Raw genomic sequence first — 24,755 nt, forward strand, 5'->3', positions numbered from 1 at the left:
ACGCAGCAACAAGGAATGTTAAAGGTTCGACAGGAGTTAAACCTAAGACGCAAATACGAAAAACCCCGACAGGATGTCGGGGTTTTTTATTGCCATTTGCAAAGTCATTCAATCAGATTTAAAATATAGACTATAATCTATATTTTGGTTGTAATATGTGGACAGTCATTACAACGGATCTGTTTAATGAATGGCTTGAACAGCAAGATGAAGCAACACAAGAGAAAGTCTTGGCTGCATTGGTTGTTCTACAACAGCAAGGTCCTAGTTTAGGTCGTCCTTTAGTCGATACGGTCTACGATTCTAAATTTACCAATATGAAGGAACTTCGTGTTCAGCATCGTGGTAAACCATTAAGGGCATTTTTTACATTCGATCCATTACGACAAGCGATTGTGCTGTGTATTGGTGATAAGAGTAATAAAAAGCGTTTTTATACAGAGATGCTAGCAATTGCAGATGAGCAGTACGCACTTCATCTTTCAACTTTAGGAGAACAATCTGATGGCTAAGACCCTACAAGAATTATTGGCTAGTCGCTCTCCGGAGAGCCAAGCTCGTATTCAACAAATGGCTGATGAGTTATTATTAGAAAATCAGCTTTACCTCATTCGTGAAGAATTAGAAATTTCTCAAAAAGCATTAGCTGAAACCCTTGGTATTAAACAACCTTCTCTTTCGGCTATTGAAAATCGTGGGAATGATCTGAAAATTTCAACGATGAAAAAATATGTTGAAGCTATGGGAGGGAAACTCCGCATTGATGTAGAACTTCCGACAGGAAAGCATATAGGATTCAATGTTTAACAATAAAATGGGAGCTATAGGGTTCCCATTTTTAATTTCGCATAAGAGATTTTATGTTAAATAAAAAGACACCTATAAAGGTGTCTATGACTCAAATAACTGTTATTGCATGACTACGATTTGACAGAATATTATGTTGCAATTCTCAGCAACGCTGCAATTTTTTCTCGTACTTCTTCAAGTTCGGTGGGTTTAGCCTGTCCTTTTTTTGTTGCTGATCGAGCTACCCAATCTAAGCTTTTGACTTGATCTGATAAGGCCACATTTTTAGGATTACCAGAGATATTTACTTCAAAAGGATACCCTTTAATCTGTCTTGTAATTGGGCAACAGATTAATAGGCTTGTAGCCTTATTATACGATGATGGGCTTAAAACTAAGGCAGGTCTATGACCTGCCTGTTCATGTCCACTTTGTGGATTAAAATCAATCCAGATAATGTCACCTTCCTCAGGTACATAAGTGTGGCTCATTAATAGAATTCCTTGCCTACTGCATTTCCAGTCTCAATTTCACCATGCAAATTATCAGGGGTTATACCTGCTAAAAGCTGTTCTAAAGAGATATTTGATTTTTGTTTAATTGGTTTAATTACAATGACTTCATCTTGAGTAAATACTTCAACAAGACTATTCAATTTCAGATCAAGGCTTTCTAATAATACAGAAGGTAGGCGAACAGCTGCACTGTTTCCCCACTTTTTAATAGCTAGTTCCATGACAGTTCTCTTTCTTTGGTGTCTACAATGTATATACATTAAGCTTTAAAATCTTTAGTGTCAACAAAGTTGATACATTTTTGAACACCAACTTTTAAATATGGAAATTAAGACTGACGATAATAAAAAATATAAGTCTCTATTTTTTGATATATTTAAAGATAGTTAAAGTATTAAAAAACATTAATAAAATGAAATTACCTATATTCTCATTCCACTTTTTTTTCTCAGAATGTAGCTTTACCTATGAGGAGGAAGAGCTATCTTTAGCAGATGTTTGCTCATTTTTTGAAGAAATTGGATTAAATCTAGGATCTGATCCTTTGCAAAAACTTAAACCAGAATATAAGCAGTTTTTGTTAGAACATTTTTCTGAATTAACTAGGCATAATCCTGAATTTCATGGAATTGTTCAATGTATAAAAAGTGAACCAGAAAATAATTTCTTTATGATCTTTCATCTAGGAAATGGACAACCCTTCCCTCAAGAACAATTCGATAAAATTGATCTGTATGTAGATGCAATTCATAGAGTGGAAAATATAGAAGAATTAGAACTAAATGAATTACCTATGGATGAAATAAATAAGCTATATCAGATGTATATGAAATATTATAAGGAATACTTAAATCCTTTTGAGGAGCTATACGCATACACAAGTATAAAATCTAATAGCAAAGTAACTACTAAAATCTCAAGCCAAGAAGGAGCTGAAGTAAAACGTTGTAGATTTTGCTTTAAATATTTTCCAGAAGTAACCTTTAAGAAAAAAGCACATGCTATTTCAAGGGGATTGGGCAATATAAGTATCTTCTGTCTTGATGAATGTGATGAATGCAACGAGCATTTTGGCACAACAATTGAGAATGATTTAATGACATTTTTAAACGTACAGAGAATGTCTGTAGTTAATAAAGCGTTAGAAGTGCCGTATGAAAATTTAAAATTGAAAAATGATGGAAATATAACCGTTATAGAAAATATATCTGAAACTATAGTCGAGCATGAAGATTTTGCAGAATTAACACTAGAGCCTAAAGATAAATTTATCCCTAAAAACCTATATAAAGCATTATGTAAACTTGCTTTATCTATAGTTTCTGAACAAGCAGATTTAGATTGCTTAAAAGATACTATTAAATGGGTTAGATCAACAGAATTGACTTCACATGATAGCCTTATGAATATTGGTATTTTTCATGAAGTTAATGCAGAACACCATGTCAAAATCCATATATGGACTAGAAAGGGAGATGACAAAGGCCTACCTTTTAAAATCATAAGGTTGGAGATAGGTCAAACTAGCATTGTATATGCATTACCTTTTGCATCTAATCAAAATTCTGATTTAGATTTAGAGTCACTTATCAATCAGCTTGAAATTTTCAAAAATAAAGAAATAGCTTGGAAAAGTGTTGAAGATGTTCATCCTATCAAAATAAAAACAACATTACGTATTCCTAGAAAAATATAGGTCAATTAATAGAAAATAATAGTACTCATATCTATAATAAATTTTTTATTAGAAAAAACTGACATCATTGGAATACTTATCAATAATTTGGGAATGGCTTGATCAACATTTTAGGCCAGTGATAGCTTTATCTGCTTCTATCTTTACGGTGTTCTTTGCTTGGAGAAAAATAGGAGATAAAGTAAATGTTACTTATACGGTGACATCTGGAGGTTCATCTCATACAAGAATAAATAATATAGTTTTTCAAAATAAAAAAGACAAACCTTTAAGCATTTATAAAATAGTTTGTGTTTTTGACAAGAGCTATTACTTGGAAATACATAAGTGTTCTCCACCATTAATTTTAAAGCCTTATGAATCTATCAATGTAGAAACAGAAGAATTTAGCCATCTTAGTCTTGGTGAAGATAGATATTTTCCTGAATTTTGGGATGCAGAAATTTATATTGAATCAGATGATAAAATCATAAAGTGTAAGGCAAAACCACATAAAACATTAGCTTTTAATTATACGAAAATTTCAAAAATAACCAATAAGTTCAATGGTATAGTTTACAATGATTATGTTACTTATATTTTAGTCTATGCTGTTAAAAATGTAGATAAAACAGCCTTTCTTTATGACTCTGGCGGTATAAAACATGAATGGGATTTTCACTATAATGCGATAAAACCAAGCGGAGAAAAGCTAGAAGCTGATGATATATTTCAATTCTTAGAAAACAACTATTCACAAATAATAGACTCATATCTACTTTATCAAATTAATGATCAGACATTGAGATTTGATTTATTAAAATTTCACAAGTTTGACCATGATTAATTTAAGAATTTCTAAAATTAACATAATACGCGTTATACGAAATGAGTTATAATTGTCTTTATTAATCAATGGTATATATCATTTTGATTGGCCCGTATCCTCCAGATCGGGCTTTTTTATGCATTTTTCATGTTCCACGACTATTCTTTGATCAATGTTTCACAACTTTGATTAGTACACCTAAACAAGCCTCTTAGCCATTCGGCAGAAAAAATCGGCTCCAGAAGCCTCTTTTCGGCTGCTCCGGTTCAACCTGCTCCGGCACTGGAATGCGCTTATTTTCCGTCTGCTCCGGAGTAGTCAATCCGTCATGTTTAGCTTCTGCTGTGTCCGGTTCGGGATCTGTTTGGACCATGCTTGATCGCACCGGTTCTTGATCGGTAAACATAGTCATATTAGGTTTTGGGGCTTCTAATAAGCGTTGCATCGTTTCAATCTGATTCTGATAGAACGATTCTCTATCTTTAGCATCATCAAGCTGATTTTTTAGCATGTCTATCTGCTGCCTAAGTAGTAAAACTTCTGCCGAATTTGGACTGTCTATTTTTACAGGTTCTTTTACATCCGGTTTTTTAGCAGGCTCCCCAAATACACGGATAGCTTCAGAAAAATCAATTTTATTATCAGAATTTTTACTTAAAATTCCTTTATTTATATGGTTGTAAATAGTTTGTCTATTGATGTTGTAAAGTTTGGATAATTCAAGAACTGAAAGGCTTTTCATGGTGTAAAACTATGCCTAATCTTGTCAAAAGTTGATGTCTATTAGACTGTCTAATAGACAAATGATCAAGTATGTAATTTAAGCAACTTTAAAACCGACCTTTTGAAGGTGTGGGAGGAATTCCTTGATTTTTTTTGGATCTTGGAGCATTTCAGCAATACGTACAGCAAATTGCTGGTAGCTTTCGGTACCTTCAGAGTAGCATCCCATCTCTGGTAACTCAGAAAGCTTGGCAGCAAAGGAATGGCGTTGTTTATCTGTCATCTGTGAAAAGAGGTCGAGTGTATTTGGATCTCGCTGAGCTTTTACATCTTTAGGCTTTTTTTTCTGTTTAAAAGTAAAAGAGAAACCTGAAATAGTACGACCTTTTTTATATTGTTCATATTTAGCTGTTATATCGGTTAGCTCGTTTACTTGTTCAAGAGCAAAATCTAAAACATACGTTTTAAAATTACTCATTGTTTTGTATTGATGAGCTTCGACACCAAGTTGTTGTCTAAAAATAGATAGATCAAAAACTGGAGTTTTACCAGTGGATCTCCATTGAATTAATAACTCATATAGCCGAATAGCATAAGAGCTAGTTAACCGTGAAACTTGCTCTAGTTCATATTTAGTGAAATTTTCTTCCAGTCGAGTTATGAGAGGAACAATGTCTTGTGTAAATCGTAGGAAAACGATACCCGATTTAGGTTCATATCCAATTTTGTCGACCCAGCGGCAGTGAAAGCTACGATCCTTACCTGTCTTAGGATTAACATCATGGTATGTGACATAGCGATCAAATAAACTTTTAGATGCATCACGAAGTACGGTATAGGCTGTATGTTTTTCAACATTAAAGGTATTTATATAGCTACTAGCATGTACTTCTAACAAGCTATTTTCAGTTATTCCATGTCCTGTTTCTCGTGCCTCAGCAATCGCCAATAATACTAAACGCTGCTCAACGGTATCTAAGGTATAGCTTGCCTGGACTAATGCATTATCTTTTACAACTAGTTTAGTCATTTCTAATAAGTTTTAAAAAGCTAGGTCATAACATAGACTATTTAAGTGTATTGTTCAATAGATTATTTTATATTCAATAAGTCTTTTTCTATTAATATCTTATGCTTTTAAAACATACAGTTTAATTGGGTCGATAAAGCTAGTTTAAAGAATTGTAGGAAGCAGTTTAGTAGGATCGATAAACCTAGTTTAATAATTAGTTTAAAAAAGCATATGTCGTAGTTTATTTGAGTTAATAAGCTAGTTTTAACAATTAGTTTAAAGAATTGTAGGAAGTAGTTTAGGAAGATCGATAGACCTAGTTTAAAGAAACATATGAATTGTTTTAAGGGTCTATAAACCTAGCTTAAAGGTCTATAAACCTAGCTTTAAAGGTCTATAAACCTAGCTTTAAAGGTCTATAAACCTAGTTTATTGAATGCTGTAACCTATAGATGAAAGAGCATCCAGAGGATTTAAAAGCATTTAAAAGTATTAAAAATAATTAAAAGCTCAGGATAGGAAAAATTGCCCTATGTTTTCGCTACGCTCAAACTCTATTGAACTTCGCTTACGCTCAGTTCGAAGGGGCAATTTTTGGGTTAATCTCGTGATAACTTCAAAAAAAGCAAAAGCAGCTCGGAATTCGCTTCGCTCATAAGTTTTTTTATGCTCGCTTCGCTCGGACTAGAAGCACATTCAATCTGTTCGCACCCTACGGGATGCTCTGCACCTAAATCTCTACAGCAAAGGGGAGCTTGTAATCAGGGAAAAACATGGCGAAAATTTTAATTGTGTCTGTTCGCTCGTAGACACTCGCTCTGTAAGGCCTGAATAAAACCAGATAATTTTAAAAACCTGGACCACCGTAATCATAATCATCAGATTTTTGCTTTGGCTGTTCGGGTTGAACCGGTTGAGGGGGCTTATTCTGCGTGGGTAATGGATACTTTGGCTGGGAATACACTTCAAACTCAAAGTATGGCGTTGAGTTATGCTCTGAATCTCTCAATTTTCGATTCATGTTCTGAAGGTTCCAGCCTTCTTGATGCAATATAGGCTCTTGGGTTTTGATAATTTCACTAAAATCTTTTTCCAGTTTTTCCTTATTTTTCTGGTTCTTCACTAAATAATTCAGGTAATACATCACTTCCAATGATGAAAATGGATGGTTTTCAGCACTATAAAAATATTCATGTTGTTGATCTAATTGCTTTTGGCGTTCTTCGAGTTTTCGTTCTTGCTGGTTGTGTTCTCTGATTTTTTGGATTTGGGCGAGATATTCCGCTGTCGCATTTTGTTGGCCAACGCCTAGTTTTGGCTCTGGAAGGTATAGCGTGCTGTGGATCTCGTTATATTTTTCATAGCTGTCTGCTGAAACCTGGTTTTTGATTGTGATGTCTTGGCCATCTATATGGTAAGTCACGGTAGGGCAGTGTTGAGCCAGGGCATCGTTTAAGTGGTTTTCCCAGGCTTTACGGATGAACAGTAAAAATTCGGAGTAATTTTGATGCCCATCTTGGAGCTGGATTTTTTTAACGCCACCTTTGGCTGGGTCCTTCGCGTTATAGCGTTTGAAATATTGTTCTGCAGTACGTTCCACTCCATCATCCGCCTTTAAAGAAAACATCAGGTGACAATGGGGCTGATCTTCGCCACTGATGCGTGATTTTACGTTGTGTATGGCGTATGAATGCGGATATTGCTGTGGGACTATGTGTTTGTCTAAAAACGTCTCTATGAGCGTTTTACGCTGTTCTGGCGTGAATTCATTCGGCAGGGCAATTTCATACTCAATATAGGCTTTGGCATTGGCTCGTTCATAACTATCTGCTGCCTGCCAAAATTCGATTGGATCTTTGACAAAGGCAGGCATGCAGCGTCCTGGTTCAATGTGTTCAAGTTTTTCATTGCTGGTTTTACGAATGCCGTCATATTGCATCAGTCGGGAGATGTAGAGGTAATGGCTGATTGCATAGCCCTTATTTTTACTTTTCACACTGAAATGATAGCTAGCCATGCGCACCTCTATTGGGTTGTGTGTTCGGTTTTTATGCAGTGAAACGGAATGAAAACCGTCCGGATTTGCAATGCCTGAATGGCTGAAAAATCCGGTTGAAGGGGGTCAAGGGGGAATCGCCCCATTGCGTACTAGTTTCTCTGATCAAGAGAAACTGTCAAGTGCGAATTATTTAAATTAAAAATAAAAATTCTTTTCAAGAAATTTTATTTTTAATTTAAATAATTATTTTCAGACTGCCCGATTTAAATATGGTAAAACCATATTTAAATCGGTAGCAGTTCTGAAAATTAGGCGGCAGATGATATGACCCAAGAAAAAGCAAAAAAGCGTGGTAGACCAGCTCAACTTTTACAAATAGCAGAGTTACACGCTTTCGTTGAGTTCCTGTTAGAAAAAGATTCTCGCTCTGAATTGCAAAATCAGGTTATTGATGCACTACAAGCTGAGGACTTTAATTTTGAAATGTTGTCAGAAGCTCAACAGATCTTGGTCAAAGAGGCTTTAAAACCTTATCGTGAACATCTGAAGTTGAAATTGTTGTTTGATGAGCTTGCTGCCCAACCTAAACAGACTGAATATGAAGTTAAATTTATAGAGCTTTTTCAGGCATATCAGAACAAAGAATTAGATATGGCCGAAACGAATATCTTAAAAACAATGTGTACCAGATATTATCGTTTTAAAGCTCAGCAGTTACAGTTAAAGGATCTTGAACTTTACTTGAGTCAGATTCAGAAAAAAGATACTAGAGAAAAACGTAAAGCTGAGAACCAACGTAAGTTTGAAGTGGGGGGTGGTGTTTTAAGTCTTTATAAAACTCCAAATGATGGTTCTTTGGACGCTCAGAAATTTTTAAATAAAGTGCAAAAAGATCGTTATCTTGCAGGAAAATTTCGTCAATCTAGAATTTTTAAAAAGGTAGGTGCATTAGATCTTGGAACTAAAGAAAAATATGAGTTACTTTTTGAGGTGCTCAATCAACTTGCACTGTACGGTAATAAAGGTGAGACCGTGACATTTTTGGATTTTGCTATTGAGGAAGCTCAGACAAAGCTAAAGCAAAAAACTGATTCAGTTGCCAAGTAGTTCATGTGTTTTAAGTAGAAGTGTCGTATAGGACACTTCTATTTTGGGCTTACAGTCAAATTTCGTATAAGAGATTTTATGTTAAATCAGTTGGCTATAAATTTTCAAAAATATCCTTAGTTTAATATTTTAATAAGCAAGTAAAGGGTAAGATAGGATTGAAAATCTTAAATTTCTGTAGGAAATTTAAATTAAAAGAAACGGGAGTTAATAGTATGAGTCAAGACCCTAAAAAATGTCCTGTTACCCACCTGACTACTGAAGCTGGTGCCCCTGTGGTCGACAATCAGAACAGTATGACGGCAGGTGCGCGTGGACCTTTACTTGCCCAGGATTTATGGCTGAATGAAAAACTGGCCAACTTTGTCCGTGAAGTGATTCCAGAGCGTCGTATGCATGCCAAAGGTTCAGGTGCTTTCGGTACCTTTACCGTGACCAATGATATTACCCAATATAGCCGCGCTAAAATTTTCTCTGAAGTCGGCAAAAAAACCGAAATGTTTGCGCGTTTCTCAACGGTGGCGGGTGAACGTGGTGCGGCCGATGCAGAACGTGATATTCGCGGTTTTGCCCTGAAATTCTATACTGAAGAAGGCAACTGGGATCTAGTTGGCAACAATACTCCGGTATTTTTCCTACGGGATGCCCGCAAGTTCCCTGACCTGAATAAAGCAGTCAAACGTGACCCGAAAACCAACAAGCGCAGTGCCACCAATAACTGGGATTTCTGGACATTATTGCCTGAAGCCTTGCATCAGGTGACCATTGTCATGTCGGATCGCGGTATTCCTGCTGGCTACCGTCATATGCATGGTTTTGGCAGCCATACCTTCAGTTTTATCAATGCCCAAAATGAACGCTTCTGGGTGAAATTCCATATGCGTACCCAGCAAGGCATCCAGAACCTGACCGATGCTGAAGCAGCAGACTTGATTGCCAAAGACCGTGAAAGCAGCCAGACCGACCTGTTTGATGCCATCGAACGTGGCGACTATCCAAAATGGAAAATGTACGTTCAAGTCATGCCAGAACTGGAAGCCGAAACAGTGCCTTATCATCCATTTGACCTGACCAAAGTCTGGCCGAAGGGCGATTATCCACTGATTGAAGTCGGTGAATTTGAGCTGAACCGCAATCCGGAAAACTATTTCCAGGATGTAGAACAGGCAGCCTTTGCACCTAGTAATCTTGTACCGGGCATCAGCTACTCACCGGACCGTATGTTACAGGCACGTTTAGTGAACTATGCCGACGCAGCGCGTTACCGTGTTGGTGTAAATCATTCACAGGTTCCGGTCAATGCTGCACGCTGCCCTGTAAACTCTAATCGTCGTGATGGTCAGGGCCGCATGGATGGCAACTATGGTTCATTGCCACATTATGAACCGAACAGTTTTAACCAGTGGCAGGAACAACCTCAGTTTAAAGAACCAGCATTAAAGATTACCGGTGATGCTGATTTCTGGGACTTCCGTGAAGATGACAATGATTACTTCAGCCAGCCACGTGCCCTGTTCAATTTGATGAATGATGAGCAGAAACAGGCCCTGTTTAATAACACGGCCGCAGCGATGGGTGATGCGCTAGATTTCATCAAATACCGTCATATCCGCAACTGTTATGCTTGCGATCCAGCTTATGGGCAAGGCGTTGCTAAGGCCTTAGGTATGACTGTAGCAGATGCTCAAGCGGCACGTGAAACAGATCCTGCTAAAGGTTTGCCAAGTTTTCTTTAATGTGGAAATTTGATTTAGATAGTTAATAAAAAACCCCGACATCCTGTCGGGGTTTTTCGTATTTGCGTCTTAGGGCCAACTCCTGTCATCCCTCACGATCCTGGTGTTTTGCTTATTATGATTGTTTTATGCTTTGGAGCATCCTGCTCGCTATGGGTTCATGATAGAAAATTAGAGGGGATCTGGCTATTCGCCAATACCCTAAAGTGTTGTACGTTGTGGCTTACAAAGCTTAAAAATTATCCCAAGAGTTGTCCGCAAATTTTGTGGATGATTTCAGAAATGCGAGCATTGAGAAATCAGGGGAAATTGCATTTTTGATTATTTTTTAATCTATTTTATAGGCAAAAAATGACAATTTCGTTTAAAAAAACGCCGACATGTAACAATGTCGGCTTTTGGGTCATTTTTTGAGTTTTTAAATTAGGCTAACTGATTGATATTACAGGATTATTACAAATTGATTTCGCATAAGGCCCATTATGTTAAATGGGCATTATTTTCGTGGTATTTGAATTTTTCTAGTCAATATAGTTAAGCTATATCAAAGTAATATTCTATAGCTTATCCCTTTTAATTAGATTTCATCAAATATGTTATTCCATTCAATTATTTGGGAATCATGTAATAATATTACTGAATGAGACTCTGCAAGCTGTCTTGCAGATTTTGTATAGTCATTATTTGTAACGACAATAGCCCCGAAAGCCTCATAGAATCCTTTGGCAGCAATAACTTCTTGAACAGCTTTGTTTCCAACAGGTTGGCTATATAGTTTACATTGAACGACAAATTTCAGATTATATTTTTCTATAATAATATCAGCACCTTGATCGCCAATTTTGGGGGTAATCAATGTCTTCCAACCCAGTATCTCAAACATGTTACTAACTATAGATTCATACTCATGATAGTCTTTTTGTTCATCTACTAAATAATTATCTGTATCAACATTATCGATGTTTTTTAATAAGGTTATCCTATCTTCTAAATCTGTACATTCGTAAACTTCGTTCAAGTCAACTATTGATAAAATCTCATAATAAAAGTTTTCAGAATCAGGATAATAATACTGTTTTTGCTTTTTTAATTCTTTATAAATTACTTCAGGTGTATGATTTATAACAAATTCAAAAATTTCACCTGATCTTTTTTTTGTGAATTTTTTGACTTCTTTATTCCAATCTTCTTCTACTAAGTCACCATAAGAATCAATATATCTTAGTTGTTTTCTTTTTAAGAGTAATTTAGAAATGTAATTATTAGATATTAAATAATGTCTGATTATTGCTGTTTTTATTGATCCGCAAATTTCTTCAAGATTATCTCCAAAAAATGGTGAGCTATCTCTATGAAAATGATTAATGAACCATTCTTCTTTGCCACTTTCATTAATAATTAATTTAGACAGCTCTTCGGCAGAAAGCGATTTTTTGAAAAAGGAAAACATGTAGAATTCTCTTATAAAATAGAAAATTATATCTCAGAAATATAATTCAGTTTCATGAATATTGAAGCTATTTCATAAGCTTATTTATAATGTCTTTACATTTTTGACTCTTCAGTTTTTCTAAAATTAATATAATACCCCTTATATGAAATGGTCTAAATTATTTTTTTTAATTCAATATGTTAATTGAATTCTTAAAACTGAATCCTTGCCGATTGGGCTTTTTTGTCGACTTTTACCGTTCCACGCTTAGTATTTCATCAATGTTTCACGCTTTTGATTAGTCTGTTTAAACAATTAAATCCTAAATAATAAGAACCAAGCGAGTGTCTACGAGCGACATAATGAAAATTTGCGCCTCGACTTTCTGAAAAACTGTTTTTGCTCTTTTTTAATCTTTTACTGTAGTTATTAGCGAGTGTCTACGAGCGACACATTGAAGCTTTTGCTTTTAAAAAATATGAGCGAAGCGAATTCATAATTGCTTTTTTTTGAGACTTCACAAATAGAATTAACTAAAAATTGCCCCTGGAAGCGAGGAACGAGCTTCAATAAAGTACGAGCTTTAGCGAGTACATAGGGCAATTTTTTATGATTTTATAATTTTTTCTATTTAAAGTATTTAAATACTTTAAAAGCTTTAGCAACACTTAGAGCTTTTAAATACAAGGGTTACAGAGAACATAAGACGACGGATACCTTGCAATAAGACGACGGATACCTTGCAATAAGACGACGGATACCTTGCAATAAGACGACGGATACCTTGCAATAAGACGACTAGTTTGTTAATGTCGTCTTATTAACATGAAAATGATGCCCTCTAATGAAAAAGGATCTAGTTAAGAAAAGTAATTCTTTAACCGAAGCCTATTATTCTCTTTCTGTTACCGAATATAGAGTTTTACACATGGTATTTTCTGCTTTGTCTGAATTTGAGGTAAATAAGGAATTCTATAAAAAAGTACGCTTTACGGTGCGAGCAGATGACTATATGCAGCTCTTCAATGTTGATAGGGCAACAGCCTACCAGGCTCTTAAAGATGCCTCAGAACGCCTATTTAATAGATATTTTACTTATGATGAGGTTATTGATGAATCTCTGGGCTTGTACGAAAGAATGAAAGCTCGTTGGGTGCAAAAAATTGGCTATATAGAAAAAAGCGCCAGCATTACGCTATATTTAACACCTGACGTTTTAAGTATGGTAGGGCAGCTAAAAGAAAAATATACTTACTTCCAGCTTTGTCAAATGGCTGATTTATCAAGTATTCATGCTATAAGAATTTATGAAATGTTAATGCAATGGAGATCTACTAAAACCGTACCATCAATTACTATTGAAGAACTACGAGATAGATTAGGTATTCAGCCTGATGAATATCCAAGAATGTATGATTTTAAAAAGCGCGTACTAGATTATGCTGTAAAAATAATTAATGAAAATACAGATATTATAGCTAGCTATGAACAACAAAAATCAGGACGGCATATCACAGGATTTGTATTTAAGTTCAAACCAAAACCTTCTAAATCTAAGAATACAGTAGCTCCTAAGAGGGATCCCAACACAGTTGATATATTTACTAATATAACTGACGCGCAAATTGCAAAATACAGTACAATTTTGTGCAAATTAGGTAGTATTTCAGACCTCAGTAACTTTCCTGATTATCCAAGTTTTGCAAATTGGATTGCAAAAATATTGAGAGATCCTGAATCAGCAAATTCAATACATGCAAAGCGGATTTTTAAAGCATTACAGACTGAAACTGATTTTAAATGTTAGATAACTTTCTATTCAGGATTTCAACTATGATTAAATTAAATGACCTTTCATCCCATATTAATTCTGCAAATCTTGAATACATTGACATCGTAAATTACGAAATTGCTCGAGAAAATATATGCGGTTATATCTTCCTATTATCCCGAATATCCCAACATGCTGACCCCACAAAAAAAATGCATATGGAAAACAAAATCGAGGAATTAATTTACTATCGGGATAATTTACAGATAGAAGATAAAGAAAATATCCAGAAGATATTCAATGAGCTAATTCCCGAATATAAAAGCATACAAGAAGAAATAAAGGACTAAAAAATTAGGCTTTTTTCTTAGCTTTACTTTTTTTCTTTGGCTTAACAATGAATTGTTCGCCCAAAGCTTTGCCTTGTTTAAAAGTAACGACTTCCTTCGCTTCAATTTTAAGTTTTTCGCCAGTTTTAGGATTGTGTCCCATTCTTTCGGCACGCTTTTTAACTGTAAAAGTACCAAAATCAACCAATCTGAGATTTTTTTCTTCAACTAGAGCTTCTGTAATGACTTCAAGAACAGAATTAAGAACCACTCTTGCTTCATCTTGATTAATATTTAGTTTAGGTGCTAATTTAGCGATTAAATCGGCTTTATTCATAATTAATTTTTCTCAATATTTGGTAATTCAAAAAGTTGTCTATCTCTATTTTCTGTTAAATATTCGTTGAGTTCAGCGAGTATTTTTTCTTTGTTGACTCCATTCTGCATTTTCTTAATTAAATAAGAACCGAGCAAAATTTTTCGTCTCGTATCGTCCTTTCTTTCTTGTTCCTTTTTCTTAGTTTTTTCTCTTGCTTCGATAGCCTGTTTTTGCGCTTTTAACTGTTTCAGCTTCTCTAACTGGGCTTCAATTTTTTTTTCAATATTTTCAGCAGATTTTGTCATAACGGTTAATTTCAGGATATAGAAAATTACTCAAGCATAAGACCCTATGAATTGAAATTCAAGTGGTTAATATGCTATCGTGATTTTCATGAAATAAGCACTTACGACTTGAATTTCATTCAAGTCATCGTTGCGTAAGGGGATTCCCCTTAACCCCAAAAAATTGCTACGCAATTTAAAAAGGCGAAAGAAAAAATGGCGATTTATCATTGCTCAACAAAAACAGTGAATCGAAGTTCGGGACGAACTGCGGTTGCATCGTCTGCCTACCGTTCAGGGGAAAAACTCAAAGATGAACGAACAGGACTAACCCACGACTTTACTAGAAAGGACGGTGTCGCCCATAGCGAAATTGTGTCTAACCTTGATATAGAAATAGACCGTAGCGAATTGTGGAACTTGGCTGAACAGTCCGAAAACCGCAAAGATGCCCGAACCGCTAGAGAATGGGTGATTGCCTTACCTGACGAACTGGATGCAGATCAACGTAAGGACTTGGCAAGAGAGTTTACCCAATCACTTGTTGATCGCTATGGCGTGATCGCAGATTTAGCCATTCACGAACCCAGCAAAGGTGGAAATGATAAAAACCATCACGCCCATATTATGCTCACCACCCGAAAAGCTGAATTAGACGCAGACAATAAACTTACTTTGACGACAAAAACAGATATTGAACTCAGCAACGCCAAACGCAAAAGCCTAAATATGGGAACAACCCAAGAAGATATTAAGCAAATTCGGGAAACATGGGCGGACTTAGCCAATCACGCACTGGAGCGAGCAGGCTACCGAGAAAAAATAGACCACCGCAGCTATGCCGATCAGAACAATGGACTACAAGCCACCATTCATGAGGGGACTTCGGTCACTCAACTCCGTAGACAAGGCATAGACACCGAAATCAGCCGTTATAACGACCATGTGAAGCAACACAACGCCCAACACCTCAAACAACAGCAACAGCGCACAGACAGCGTTTTACAGCACGGTTTAAACCGTGCCGAGCAAGGCTTCGAGCAATGGCAGAAAAACCAAGAAGCTAAACGCCTAGAACAAGAACGCCAAGCCGAAATACAACGACAGCAAAAACTAGAGCAACAGCAAGCAGAGCGAGCCAACCGTAAAGCATCACAAGACTTAGATCAGGGCGGAATGTACCGATGAGCAACCAAAACGACCTAGATGACCAGCTCTATATTTTACTGGCATCTATGAAAGAGTATCGAGAAGCCATAGCAGACGATAACAAGCGATTAGAAGCGTTTTACAAGGAAGTGGCTAGCGGAGTACTCAATAAGACCGAAAAACACCTAAAAAACGCCAATCAGAAGCAAATAGACGCACTCAACAACAGTATTCGGGAATTAAACAATGCAACCAATCAACTTGACTGGCGATTCATGGCAATCTACGCCAGTGCTTTTGTTAGCTTGCTGATCGTTTTCTTTTTAGCATTATTTTTATATGTGCCGAGCATGGACGAAATCAAACAGCGTAGAGCAGACGTTGCATGGCTAGAACAAAAATACAGCCTAGATATTAAAAATTGCAATGGGAAGTCTTGCGTTCGCATCATGAAAAATGACTATCACGGAGCGAATAAGGATTATTGTGTGATTGACCCAAAATAATGATTAGACAGTACTTTGCTCGGCTCTTGCCATCACCGAATCAATGACAGCAGTCGCAAAGTTGCCCGACTTTGAAACATGGCTAAAGCCATCTTTCAAAGCATCGAGCGATAGTCATCCAAAAATTTCGGAATGGCTATCCAACTGATGCAGTTCTAAAATATCGTCACCAACAAGCCTATAGATCAAGACTAAATCAGGCTTCACATGACAATCACGACAATTTTTAAACTCTGCACCACCTTTCAAGGGATGATCTAAATACTTTTCAGGCAAAGGATTATTTGCGACTAAACAATCTAATACTTCTGCCCATTCAGCCGTAACCAGTTCTAAATAACGTCTTTTAATATCACGTTTAAAAGAACTGGTTACGATAATCTTACGTTTAGCCATGTGCTTCTTCCGACATAGCTTTAATCGCTTCTTCTACCGTTTCGTACTCGGTGTACTCGCCATTTTCAATCTCTTTTAAAGATTGAAGTAACTTGGCTGCTGCTTTAGGAGTTAAAGCAGGTTCTCGTGCATAGTCAAAAGACAAAGGAATCGTTTTAGTTTTAACGATTTGATTCAAGAACAGTTTGAATGCTTGAGGCATAGTCAAACCATAGTCTTCCAAAATTGGGGTAACTTGTTCTTTTAACTCTGCTTCTAAGCGCATATTGAAATTGACTGCGGACATGATTCCCTCACTCAAAAACCATTAAAGTAAAGATAATATAAGGCATATTCTTTACTTTTTCATTACTTTTGATGTGATAAATGGTTTCTGACAACTGAATTTCGTATAACCGCCATTATGTTAAATGGAGGGTAAATTGAAGGAAGATTCTAGTTTTGAAATTTCGTATAAGAGATTTTTTAAGTAAGTTATTGAAATTAAATTTTATATTTATTTTCTTTTTAATATTCATGATTTCGATTTTATTTTGACAATAACTAAAAGTACAAATATAACAATGCACAGTCCAATCAAAATCTCAGGATAGTAACTACCAAGAATTTTTAGAAAAATACGTAAAACAAGTTCTAATAGATCGCCCATATCATAACCTTTTATTGAATTTTAAATCAAAATTAAAAGAATAAAATATTAAAAAAGAGATAAGATTCATATGTCTAATTTATATTGCATATATTTTAGCGTAATTATTCATATATTCGGGGGAAAAAAGTGGCTATTAACACTGATTACATTGAAAAAGAGAATGATCAAAAATTAGATGAGTTAGAAAAGAATCTTGAGAAAACGGTGACTATTGCTGTTGTAGGAAAAGTAAGTGCTGGAAAAAGTTCTCTTTTAAATGCACTTTTTAATAAAAGCAAAAATGAACAATTAGCTACTGTTGGTGCTATTTCTGGTGTTACTACAACTGTAAAAAGATTCAAACTAGGTAAACATGTTGAAGTTATGGATTCTCCTGGATTAGGAGATATTATTGATGAAAATAGTGCGGAAACTAGAAATGCATTATTACATATTGATGTCGGTATTTTAGTTGTAGCGGAATCAGCTGATGTAGCACAAAAGCAACATTACGATTTATTGAAAGAGCATTGTAAAAAAGTTTTTGTTGTTTTAAATAAAATTGATGAGTTTGATAAACGTAAATCTGCATTGCCTAAAGTTGTTCAACAGTGGAAAGAGGCATTAGGTTTAGCTGAAGATGAGCATATTTTTCAAACTTGTGCTTTTGGTTATGATCCTGATACTGATGAAGATACAGATCTAGATATTCGTGGTGTAGATGAATTAAGAGATGCTATTTTTAAATTCTTGAAGGAGTATGGTAAGGATTTAATTTTAGCTAGGGAAATGGAAAAGAAATCTGTACTTGCCAAGCGAATTATTTTGGGTGCATTAGTTGCTGTAGGAGCTGAGGCCTTTATACCAGGAAGTGCTCTTTATATTACAGGAACACAAGCCGCAGCTATTATGAGCATTCATTATATTTATACTGGTGAGGTATTAAGTAAAAAATCAGCAATAGCAATAATTCCTTTATTTGCTAGTCAAAGTCTTGGTTCTAGTGCATTTTTATTAGCTAAATCTTTTTTACCACCTACAGGTGTTTTAGATGTAGCTGCTGCTGGTGTAGCAATTGTTGTAACTCTTGCAATGTTAAGTGCTGTTAACTGGATATATGAGAATGGTTATAATCTCGATGATAAATCTGAGTTAAAAGAACAGTTTAATAAATTTAAAGACCTGTTGAACCATATTGGTGCTAAAGAAATTGCTCAAATTATCATTAGTCGAGATATTAAAGCCATTATGGATTTAATTGGTAAATTTGTTAAATAACTAGAATGAGATCGATTTCATTCTAAAGTAGACTAAGAATATTTAATTTAAAGCCGAATTAATTTATTAGTTCGGCTTTTTATTTTTCTTAGAAAAATAAGTTTTGAATTAAGTAGTTCCGCTAAAATTAACATAATACACCTTATGCGAAGTTAAATTGTTAGCGCTTACTAAGCATGTTCCAATATTTCACATACTGGAACATGTTTTGAATATTCATATATTCTAAAAAAAAGCATTTTCAGGGAAACATTCTAAAAAATAAGAACGAACATCTTGATAATCATGATTTTTAAACTCTTCTAAATGTCGATGAACCCAAAGTAAGGTCGACTGTTGATCATCGCAATGTGAATACATATTTAAAAATAATGAAAACCCATAATTTTTTCTGATATCAAATTCTCGAATTAATTGAATCCCTAATGCTTTTGCACTGTTCGAAATATAAAGTGTTTGAGTCATCATCTGCTGAACCTCTGAAATACTAGATGAGGTCATATTAACACATTATTTATGTGTTTTTCACATTATTTATGTGTTTATTGTAAGTAATTTGTCTATGTTATAATGCTTCATCCAAATAATGATGTTTTAAAATCATGCCTTACGAAGAATTTCAGAGACTTATAGGTAAATCTGGTCTTTCCATTAAAGAATTCGCATTACTGTTAGATATGAATGCGAACTCAATTACAAACTATAAAAAAATTGGTAAAGTTCCAACGCATATTGCAGTGATTGTTTCTCTAATCTCGATGATGAAAGATGATGGGATAGACTTCCATCCTGTCTTTGAAAAAATTAAATCCTATCAAGAACCAAACCTATAAAACTCTGTGCTGATCGAAGATCTGATAGGACAGATTTAAGTTATCTATCAAAATTAAAATCGGATTTGTTTTTCTGCTGAAGTACATTCATTTTAGAAATTGTGATTTCATAATCCTTGTTATACATTTGATTAAAATTGTCTTGTCGAATCCTTTTAATGGTTTCCTTTTGGGCTTCAACTTCAAGCTGAATAATAGGATCAGCACTATAAAGTTTCCACCGAGGAATCTGTGGTACATCTTGTAAACGAGTCCCAAATTTCTGATTGAATTCTTGATTAGATAAACAACTGACCTGATTTTTTACTTCAACTTCTACACCATATACCATCACTTTTTTTGTTGGTGCATATTTTTCTAAAGATAAATTGATTATCTCTTCGGCCTTTTCACGAAATAATTTAACTTGTTTTTTTCCAAAACCTAAGGCATCTGCTGTTAACTTTTGTGCTCCTCCTTGTGTTGGATTTTTAGGACGATACTGTTTAAAAAACTGTTCAGGTAATCGTTCAATATCATCAGAAAGAGTTCGTTCGGAATACATCAAATGTAAATGCGGTTGCTCTTCTCCTGTTATTTCACTGGGATGATTATGAATTACTGCAGTATAAGGAAATTGATATTGTCCAACATAAGATTGTATTAATGCTTGAACTAATTCAATTCTATGTTCTCTCATTAATTCTTTGGGTAATGCAATAGTTAAAACTGAACTTGTTCTGCCTCTAGAAATTTCAAACTGGTCAGCACTTTTCCAAAAAAGTTTTGGATTATTTTCAGCCCATTTCGGCATATTCCCATATTGTCTTAATTCAATATCTTCATCATCTTTTTGATTTTTAAAATGTGCTGTTCTGGTTAAATAATAAAATGCATTTAGAGAACGATGCTCTTTTTTAATATTATGTTGTAGATTTAAATAAAACATGACTTACTCCATAAAAACTTCTTGTAACAAGGAAGGTATCTGTTTGTAACACCCTAAAAATTTACTAAAAAAGCATGTAACAAGAAGGTGCATCTGTTTGTCGCACCCCCTTAAATTCCATGCAAAAAGCTTGTCGCACCCCCTAACAAACTTCTTGTAACAGTAGACAGTGCTTATAATTCAACCAAAGAATGGAAATTTATAAAAAGCACAATGAATAATTAATTTATTACATTAAATCAATATCTTAAATAGCCTCCGCAGGAGCGAGGAGGAGTGTCTTTTTTTGATGATCATTGCTTTAGCAATGATCATCAAAAAAAGACACGGAAACGAGATAAACTATTTTTTATGTTATAACATAAAAAATAGTTTAAACAACATCAAACTTCAACTAAGATCATTGTAAACGTGTAAAAATGAGGAAATGCGCTTTGGCTGGTAGAAAAAAATTAGTTTTAACACAACAAGAAATTATTAATTTGGCTAAACATATTCAAGCTCTACCATTTAAGCGAAAAATGGAAGAAGAGTTTTTAGAAATGACTTCTCAATATGAGTCTATGAAACAACTTACTCAACAAGATATAAACTTAGTCCAACGATGTCGTTATGAAAGAAATGCCTATCAGAAACGCATGATCCAATTACAACTGATTCAAAAAACAGAGCCACAGAAATTAAAAAAACTAGAATTAAATATTATAGAATTAAATAAAAGAACAGATATTGATTCTTACTTTACAATGCATGACGCATTAACTGAAATTTTAAAAATTAAAAGAAATCAAACCTCAGAAAAAAATATAACCACGAAAATAGAAAGAGTATTAAACCCGAAAGAAGATCAAAAAGTCCAATCCAGTAAATCATTAAAAAAACAGCAAGATCATATTAAATATTTTATTGGCTCTCTATATTTAAATTTATTAAATCAGAGCGGTTTAGATCAATTAGATTCAAACCAAGATTTAGATTTAATGCTCGATTTATTTAAGACACAAATGCTCATTAAAGACCAAGATAGAAAAACCAAAATTTTATTTCAACAATCCTTAGCTGAAATGGAAAAATTAATTCAAGTAGCCAAACAAGATCCAAGAAATCCATTCAATAAAAATAGAAAACCTGAATAGATCGTCTTTAAATGTATTTAGAAAACCGTATATTGCTTTTTTAACCTTAAGTTATAAGTGATCTATGTAAATTAAACATTCAATAAGTTCTCCATTATCTAAATAATTTAGGTATTGTGGGGTTTTTATTACATATTTATTTCAGCTACAGCACTTAGGTTTTCCATAAAAAATATTAGAATGCTATAAACATAGATTTAAAAGTTTCTTTTTTAGAAAATATATTGCCATTCCACAGTATAAAATCCCAACAAGAGCAGAAATACGAGAACGAGAATATCTGGCATTTTTAAGACGGCCAAAAAAAGATAACGAGCAAAAAATGAGCCTAAAAGCAAGAAAAAGATAACGAGCATGACTGTACGCCTTGGTAACCCCTATTTAAACGCAAAAAAATGGGGTTTTTAGCAACTTTTAATAAAAACATAGAGAAACTATCATTGATAGCAATAAAATTGCTTAGAACGCAAATGAGCGCTTTTTAGCGAGTGTCTACGAGCGTCACAATGAAAAGTCGCGCCTAGACCTTCTGAAAAACCGTTTTTTAGTTGTTACTAGAGCGTTTTTTTAGCGAGTGCCTACGAGCGTCACAATGAAGCTGTTGCTTTTCAAGAAGCATGAGCAAAGCGAATGCATTATTCATGCTTTTGTTTTTTGAATTCTAGATGAATTAAGAAAAAAACTGCCCCATCGAAGCGAGAGAAACGAGCTTCAATAGAGTACGAGCTTTAGCGAGTACCAAGGGCAGTTTTCCTAGCCCGAATTTGGATAAAATTCCCTTTTATACTTTTAAAAAGCTTTTAAAAGCTTTTAGACCCACGTCTAACCCACGTCTAGCAATGCTTTCAGACTTTAAAAAACTACAAATGCCGGACATTAAACTACAAATACCGGACAAAATGGACTTTAAAAACTACTTTTACCGGACTTTAAAACTACAAATGCCGGACATTAAACTACAAATGCACTTATGTAGTTTTGTTAAAAAACTACAAAATTCGTAGTCAAAAAATAAACAATGATGTATGTTGTAACTACATAGATGTCTATGTAGTTAATTAGGTATACTTTGATGGTTGTAGTTATATGGATGAAAATAAAAAAACATATCCTCTAAGCTGGGTTGTTATGCAAAACAATGTTCAAGAATGCTTTAAAAGTATGAATATTGATGAAAAACGAATGTTAATCCTTGCAAGTCCTATTGCTAGAACCACTGACGCGACTGAAAAAGATAGAATTATGATTACTGCTGAAGAGTTTGCTAGAGAATGTGGCATTAAAACGCACTCAGCATATACACAGTTAGAACTAGCCAGTAAAAATCTAATCAAAAGGAGTTTTTCTTATAACAATGAAAGAGGAAAAAGGGTGCTATCTAACTGGGTAATTGATTGTACTTATGAAGATGGGGGGATAGCTATACGTTTCCCTGAAATCGTTTTATTGATGTTAAAAGAATTTGATAAATTAAACCCCTACACTAAATATAAAAAAGAGATTGTACTCAGTCTAAAAAAAGATTATTCCTTTGATCTTTATCACTTAGCCAAAAAACATCAAGCAATGGGGCAGTTTGAAATGTCCTTAGAGCATATAAAGAATGAACTTGGTTTACCTAAATCATACGATAAACTTTGTAACTTAAAAGATCGTGTATTGAAACCTTCATTAGATGAAATTACTACAAATACTGATATTGATTTAACTTATGAAAATGTCAAAAAAGGTCGTTCAGTCGTTGGCTTTAAGTTTATAGTGAAAGAAAAAACTAAGCCAAAACTCATAACACCAACAAGAGATCCAAAGACAGTAGATATGTTCTGCAATCTATCTGATGCTCAAATTAACAAGTACAGCACGATTTTATCTAAACTTTCTGAGCTATCAGATCTCAGTAATTTTCCTGATTATCCTACTTTTGCCCTTTGGATTAGTGGCATCTTACGAGATCCGAAAAGTGTAAGAGAAGAAACAGCTAAACGAATTTTTAAAGTTTTACATCAAAAGACTGACTTCAAACCAATATAAATTATTCAGTTTATTTAATTAAAAACGTGGAACAATGCTGAAATATTAGTCGTGGAACGTGAAAAATCATAAAAAAAGCCCATATCGTGAGATATGGACTATGAAATTGAAACTACAGCATTGAATTTCCACGAGAATTTTAACACATTTCGCATAAGGTGTATTATGTTAATTTTAGGAATAGTTAACTAAAAAACTTACCCCATTTGCTTTGTAAGATACGAATAAATAACCTCACCATCTTTCACCTTAGATAAGGTTTGAGCAAAAGGAATGTCTTTATCTAATATATTTTTCACATCTTTTGCCGCTAAAGGTTTTTTAAGTAAAATAAAATTAGATAATACTTGATAACGCATTGATTTATGATTTATTTTTTCAGGATTTGGTTCATCAATATTTTGACCGTTAGCGATACCATAAGCCACAATACCTGAGCCTGATTCATATAGAAAAACGACATCATCTTTTTTTATTCGGTTCATTTTACCAATGTAATCATCTTCAAACGTTGCAGCAATACCTTTTTCCAATATTATGTTGTGGTCAATAATACTGTTCGTTTTATTCGTATTTAGTAAAAAGTAGGAAGTGCCTGAATTACACTCAGAACCAATCAAATCTATTTCACTTTCAGATTTCATCTTTCGCCATTCAGGAATAGCATAATCCTGAATCAATTGATAAATAACATCTTGGCGGTTACAGCCAACAACATCTGCAATTTCTTGAAGCACTGCATTTTCTTCATTGGTCACACGGACACTCAATGTCACTGTATTTTTATCACCACTAAACTTTTTAGTTAAGTTATCAAGTAGACTCATGATAGGAACTCAGAAATTAATTTATGTGTTAAATATAGCATGATTCAAATATAGATTCAATTATTGAATCTATATTTGAATCAAAAAATGAATCTGAAGGTAAATTTAAATTACAATTCACCCTTATTTAACATAATGGGCCTTATGCGAAATGGTTCTTTTAAATCCTTTTTATTTCAATGACTTAAAAAATTTTAACCACCCTAAAAAACAGCAAAAAGCCGACCTCGTTACATGTCGGCGCTTTTTTAAACGGAATTGATATCTTTTGCCTATAAAATAGGTTAAAAAATAATCAAAAATGCAATTTCCCCTGATTTCTCAATGCTCACATTTTTAAAATTATCCGCATTTTCTGCGGATAAATCTAAGGATAATTTTTAAGCTTTGTAAGCCATAACGTACAACATTTTAGGGTATTGGCGAATATACAGATCCACCCCAACTTCCTATCATGAACCCATAGCGAGCAGGATGCTCCAGAGAATAATAAAACGCAGCAACAAGGAATGTTAAAGGT

27 protein-coding genes are annotated in these 24,755 nt (G+C 34.4%); 14 read left to right on the forward strand and 13 right to left on the reverse strand.

The window, feature by feature from the left end:
* Positions 1-155: 155 nt before the first annotated feature.
* Together HX124_RS16925 and HX124_RS16930 are read left to right on the forward strand one after the other, a co-directional pair.
* On the forward strand, positions 156-512 hold the full coding sequence (locus HX124_RS16925) for a type II toxin-antitoxin system RelE/ParE family toxin (RefSeq protein ID WP_286384233.1): 357 nt from the start codon (positions 156-158) through the stop codon (positions 510-512).
* Positions 505-807: a helix-turn-helix domain-containing protein gene (locus HX124_RS16930; RefSeq protein WP_286378523.1), complete on the forward strand. Its 303-nt coding sequence runs from the start codon at positions 505-507 to the stop codon at positions 805-807. Before HX124_RS16925 ends, HX124_RS16930 begins: the two co-directional genes overlap by 8 nt.
* 131 nt (positions 808-938) lie before the next feature.
* Here HX124_RS16930 and mazF read toward each other — a convergent pair whose 3' ends face one another.
* Positions 939-1,280: an endoribonuclease MazF gene (gene mazF, locus HX124_RS16935; RefSeq protein ID WP_286384232.1), complete on the reverse strand. Its 342-nt coding sequence runs from the start codon at positions 1,278-1,280 to the stop codon at positions 939-941.
* Positions 1,280-1,525, reverse strand: coding sequence for an AbrB/MazE/SpoVT family DNA-binding domain-containing protein (locus HX124_RS16940; RefSeq protein WP_286384231.1), 246 nt, complete (start codon positions 1,523-1,525; stop codon positions 1,280-1,282). Before HX124_RS16940 ends, mazF begins: the two co-directional genes overlap by 1 nt.
* Before the next feature lie 191 nt (positions 1,526-1,716).
* Here HX124_RS16940 and HX124_RS16945 point away from each other — a divergent pair, with 191 nt between their 5' ends.
* Both HX124_RS16945 and HX124_RS16950 read left to right on the forward strand, forming a co-directional pair.
* Positions 1,717-3,000 carry a hypothetical protein gene (locus HX124_RS16945; RefSeq protein WP_286384229.1) on the forward strand — a complete coding sequence of 428 codons (1,284 nt, stop codon included), beginning with the start codon at positions 1,717-1,719 and terminating at the stop codon, positions 2,998-3,000.
* Positions 3,001-3,067: 67 nt separating this feature from the next.
* Positions 3,068-3,826 (forward strand): hypothetical protein, encoded by a 759-nt coding sequence (locus HX124_RS16950; protein WP_286384228.1) that lies wholly within the window; start codon positions 3,068-3,070, stop codon positions 3,824-3,826.
* Between the two features lie 193 nt (positions 3,827-4,019).
* On the opposite strand, the gene HX124_RS16955 is transcribed toward HX124_RS16950, so the two are convergent.
* The 3 genes from HX124_RS16955 to HX124_RS16965 form a co-directional block, all read right to left on the reverse strand.
* Positions 4,020-4,550: a plasmid replication DNA-binding protein gene (locus HX124_RS16955; protein ID WP_286384227.1), complete on the reverse strand. Its 531-nt coding sequence runs from the start codon at positions 4,548-4,550 to the stop codon at positions 4,020-4,022.
* Between the two features lie 78 nt (positions 4,551-4,628).
* Positions 4,629-5,561, reverse strand: coding sequence for a replication initiation protein RepM (gene repM, locus HX124_RS16960; RefSeq protein ID WP_004734968.1), 933 nt, complete (start codon positions 5,559-5,561; stop codon positions 4,629-4,631).
* Between the two features lie 829 nt (positions 5,562-6,390).
* A complete protein-coding gene (locus HX124_RS16965; RefSeq protein WP_286384226.1) occupies positions 6,391-7,560 on the reverse strand; it encodes a MobA/MobL family protein in 1,170 nt (389 codons plus the stop codon).
* A gap of 306 nt (positions 7,561-7,866) precedes the next feature.
* On the opposite strand from HX124_RS16965, the gene HX124_RS16970 reads away from it, so the two are divergent.
* Complete coding sequence (locus HX124_RS16970; RefSeq protein WP_286384225.1) at positions 7,867-8,649, forward strand: hypothetical protein; 783 nt, start codon at positions 7,867-7,869, stop codon at positions 8,647-8,649.
* A gap of 215 nt (positions 8,650-8,864) precedes the next feature.
* The gene (locus HX124_RS16975) at positions 8,865-10,385 is read left to right on the forward strand and encodes a catalase (protein ID WP_049590605.1); all 1,521 of its coding nucleotides are present in this window, start codon (positions 8,865-8,867) and stop codon (positions 10,383-10,385) included.
* Positions 10,386-10,962: 577 nt separating this feature from the next.
* Here the strand turns inward: HX124_RS16975 and HX124_RS16980 are convergent.
* On the reverse strand, positions 10,963-11,835 hold the full coding sequence (locus HX124_RS16980) for a restriction endonuclease (RefSeq protein WP_286384208.1): 873 nt from the start codon (positions 11,833-11,835) through the stop codon (positions 10,963-10,965).
* Positions 11,836-12,661: 826 nt separating this feature from the next.
* Here HX124_RS16980 and repM (HX124_RS16985) point away from each other — a divergent pair.
* Together repM (HX124_RS16985) and HX124_RS16990 are read left to right on the forward strand one after the other, a co-directional pair.
* A complete protein-coding gene (repM, locus tag HX124_RS16985) occupies positions 12,662-13,624 on the forward strand; it encodes a replication initiation protein RepM (protein WP_286384209.1) in 963 nt (320 codons plus the stop codon).
* A 26-nt stretch (positions 13,625-13,650) separates the two neighbouring features.
* Positions 13,651-13,938, forward strand: a complete 288-nt coding sequence (locus HX124_RS16990; RefSeq protein ID WP_286384211.1) for a hypothetical protein — start codon at positions 13,651-13,653, stop codon at positions 13,936-13,938.
* Between the two features lie 4 nt (positions 13,939-13,942).
* Here the strand turns inward: HX124_RS16990 and HX124_RS16995 are convergent, their stop codons facing one another.
* Positions 13,943-14,254 carry an HU family DNA-binding protein gene (locus HX124_RS16995; protein WP_286384212.1) on the reverse strand — a complete coding sequence of 104 codons (312 nt, stop codon included), beginning with the start codon at positions 14,252-14,254 and terminating at the stop codon, positions 13,943-13,945.
* A 2-nt stretch (positions 14,255-14,256) separates the two neighbouring features.
* Entirely contained in the window at positions 14,257-14,541 is a 285-nt protein-coding gene (locus tag HX124_RS17000; RefSeq protein WP_286384213.1) for a DUF8583 domain-containing protein, read from the reverse strand.
* 195 nt (positions 14,542-14,736) lie between these two features.
* Here HX124_RS17000 and mobQ point away from each other — a divergent pair, with 195 nt between their 5' ends.
* Together mobQ and HX124_RS17010 are read left to right on the forward strand one after the other, a co-directional pair.
* On the forward strand, positions 14,737-15,708 hold the full coding sequence (mobQ, locus tag HX124_RS17005) for a MobQ family relaxase (protein ID WP_171531989.1): 972 nt from the start codon (positions 14,737-14,739) through the stop codon (positions 15,706-15,708).
* Positions 15,705-16,175: a hypothetical protein gene (locus tag HX124_RS17010; RefSeq protein WP_286384214.1), complete on the forward strand. Its 471-nt coding sequence runs from the start codon at positions 15,705-15,707 to the stop codon at positions 16,173-16,175. The genes mobQ and HX124_RS17010 overlap by 4 nt, the downstream gene beginning before the upstream one ends.
* Before the next feature lie 114 nt (positions 16,176-16,289).
* Here the strand turns inward: HX124_RS17010 and HX124_RS17015 are convergent, their stop codons facing one another.
* Complete coding sequence (locus HX124_RS17015) at positions 16,290-16,571, reverse strand: type II toxin-antitoxin system YafQ family toxin (protein WP_001129137.1); 282 nt, start codon at positions 16,569-16,571, stop codon at positions 16,290-16,292.
* A complete protein-coding gene (locus HX124_RS17020) occupies positions 16,564-16,857 on the reverse strand; it encodes a type II toxin-antitoxin system RelB/DinJ family antitoxin (protein WP_286384215.1) in 294 nt (97 codons plus the stop codon). The genes HX124_RS17015 and HX124_RS17020 overlap by 8 nt, the downstream gene beginning before the upstream one ends.
* A gap of 492 nt (positions 16,858-17,349) precedes the next feature.
* On the opposite strand from HX124_RS17020, the gene HX124_RS17025 reads away from it, so the two are divergent.
* Complete coding sequence (locus HX124_RS17025) at positions 17,350-18,480, forward strand: GTPase (RefSeq protein ID WP_286384216.1); 1,131 nt, start codon at positions 17,350-17,352, stop codon at positions 18,478-18,480.
* Positions 18,481-18,705: 225 nt separating this feature from the next.
* Here the strand turns inward: HX124_RS17025 and HX124_RS17030 are convergent, their stop codons facing one another.
* Positions 18,706-18,948: a hypothetical protein gene (locus HX124_RS17030; RefSeq protein ID WP_286418726.1), complete on the reverse strand. Its 243-nt coding sequence runs from the start codon at positions 18,946-18,948 to the stop codon at positions 18,706-18,708.
* Positions 18,949-19,082: 134 nt separating this feature from the next.
* On the opposite strand from HX124_RS17030, the gene HX124_RS17035 reads away from it, so the two are divergent.
* A complete protein-coding gene (locus HX124_RS17035; protein WP_286384219.1) occupies positions 19,083-19,313 on the forward strand; it encodes an XRE family transcriptional regulator in 231 nt (76 codons plus the stop codon).
* 40 nt (positions 19,314-19,353) lie between these two features.
* Here the strand turns inward: HX124_RS17035 and HX124_RS17040 are convergent, their stop codons facing one another.
* Positions 19,354-20,241 (reverse strand): MobA/MobL family protein, encoded by an 888-nt coding sequence (locus tag HX124_RS17040; RefSeq protein WP_286384220.1) that lies wholly within the window; start codon positions 20,239-20,241, stop codon positions 19,354-19,356.
* Positions 20,242-20,675: 434 nt separating this feature from the next.
* Between HX124_RS17040 and HX124_RS17045 the strand changes: the two genes are divergently transcribed.
* A complete protein-coding gene (locus tag HX124_RS17045) occupies positions 20,676-21,377 on the forward strand; it encodes a hypothetical protein (RefSeq protein ID WP_286384221.1) in 702 nt (233 codons plus the stop codon).
* A 1,086-nt stretch (positions 21,378-22,463) separates the two neighbouring features.
* Complete coding sequence (locus tag HX124_RS17050; protein WP_286384222.1) at positions 22,464-23,408, forward strand: replication initiation protein; 945 nt, start codon at positions 22,464-22,466, stop codon at positions 23,406-23,408.
* A 197-nt stretch (positions 23,409-23,605) separates the two neighbouring features.
* Here the strand turns inward: HX124_RS17050 and HX124_RS17055 are convergent, their stop codons facing one another.
* Positions 23,606-24,235 (reverse strand): hypothetical protein, encoded by a 630-nt coding sequence (locus HX124_RS17055; protein ID WP_286384223.1) that lies wholly within the window; start codon positions 24,233-24,235, stop codon positions 23,606-23,608.
* Between the last annotated feature and the right edge of the window lie 520 nt (positions 24,236-24,755).

The sequence above is a fragment of the Acinetobacter sp. 226-1 genome (genome assembly GCF_030329325.1).
Lineage (GTDB): Bacteria > Pseudomonadota > Gammaproteobacteria > Pseudomonadales > Moraxellaceae > Acinetobacter > Acinetobacter sichuanensis.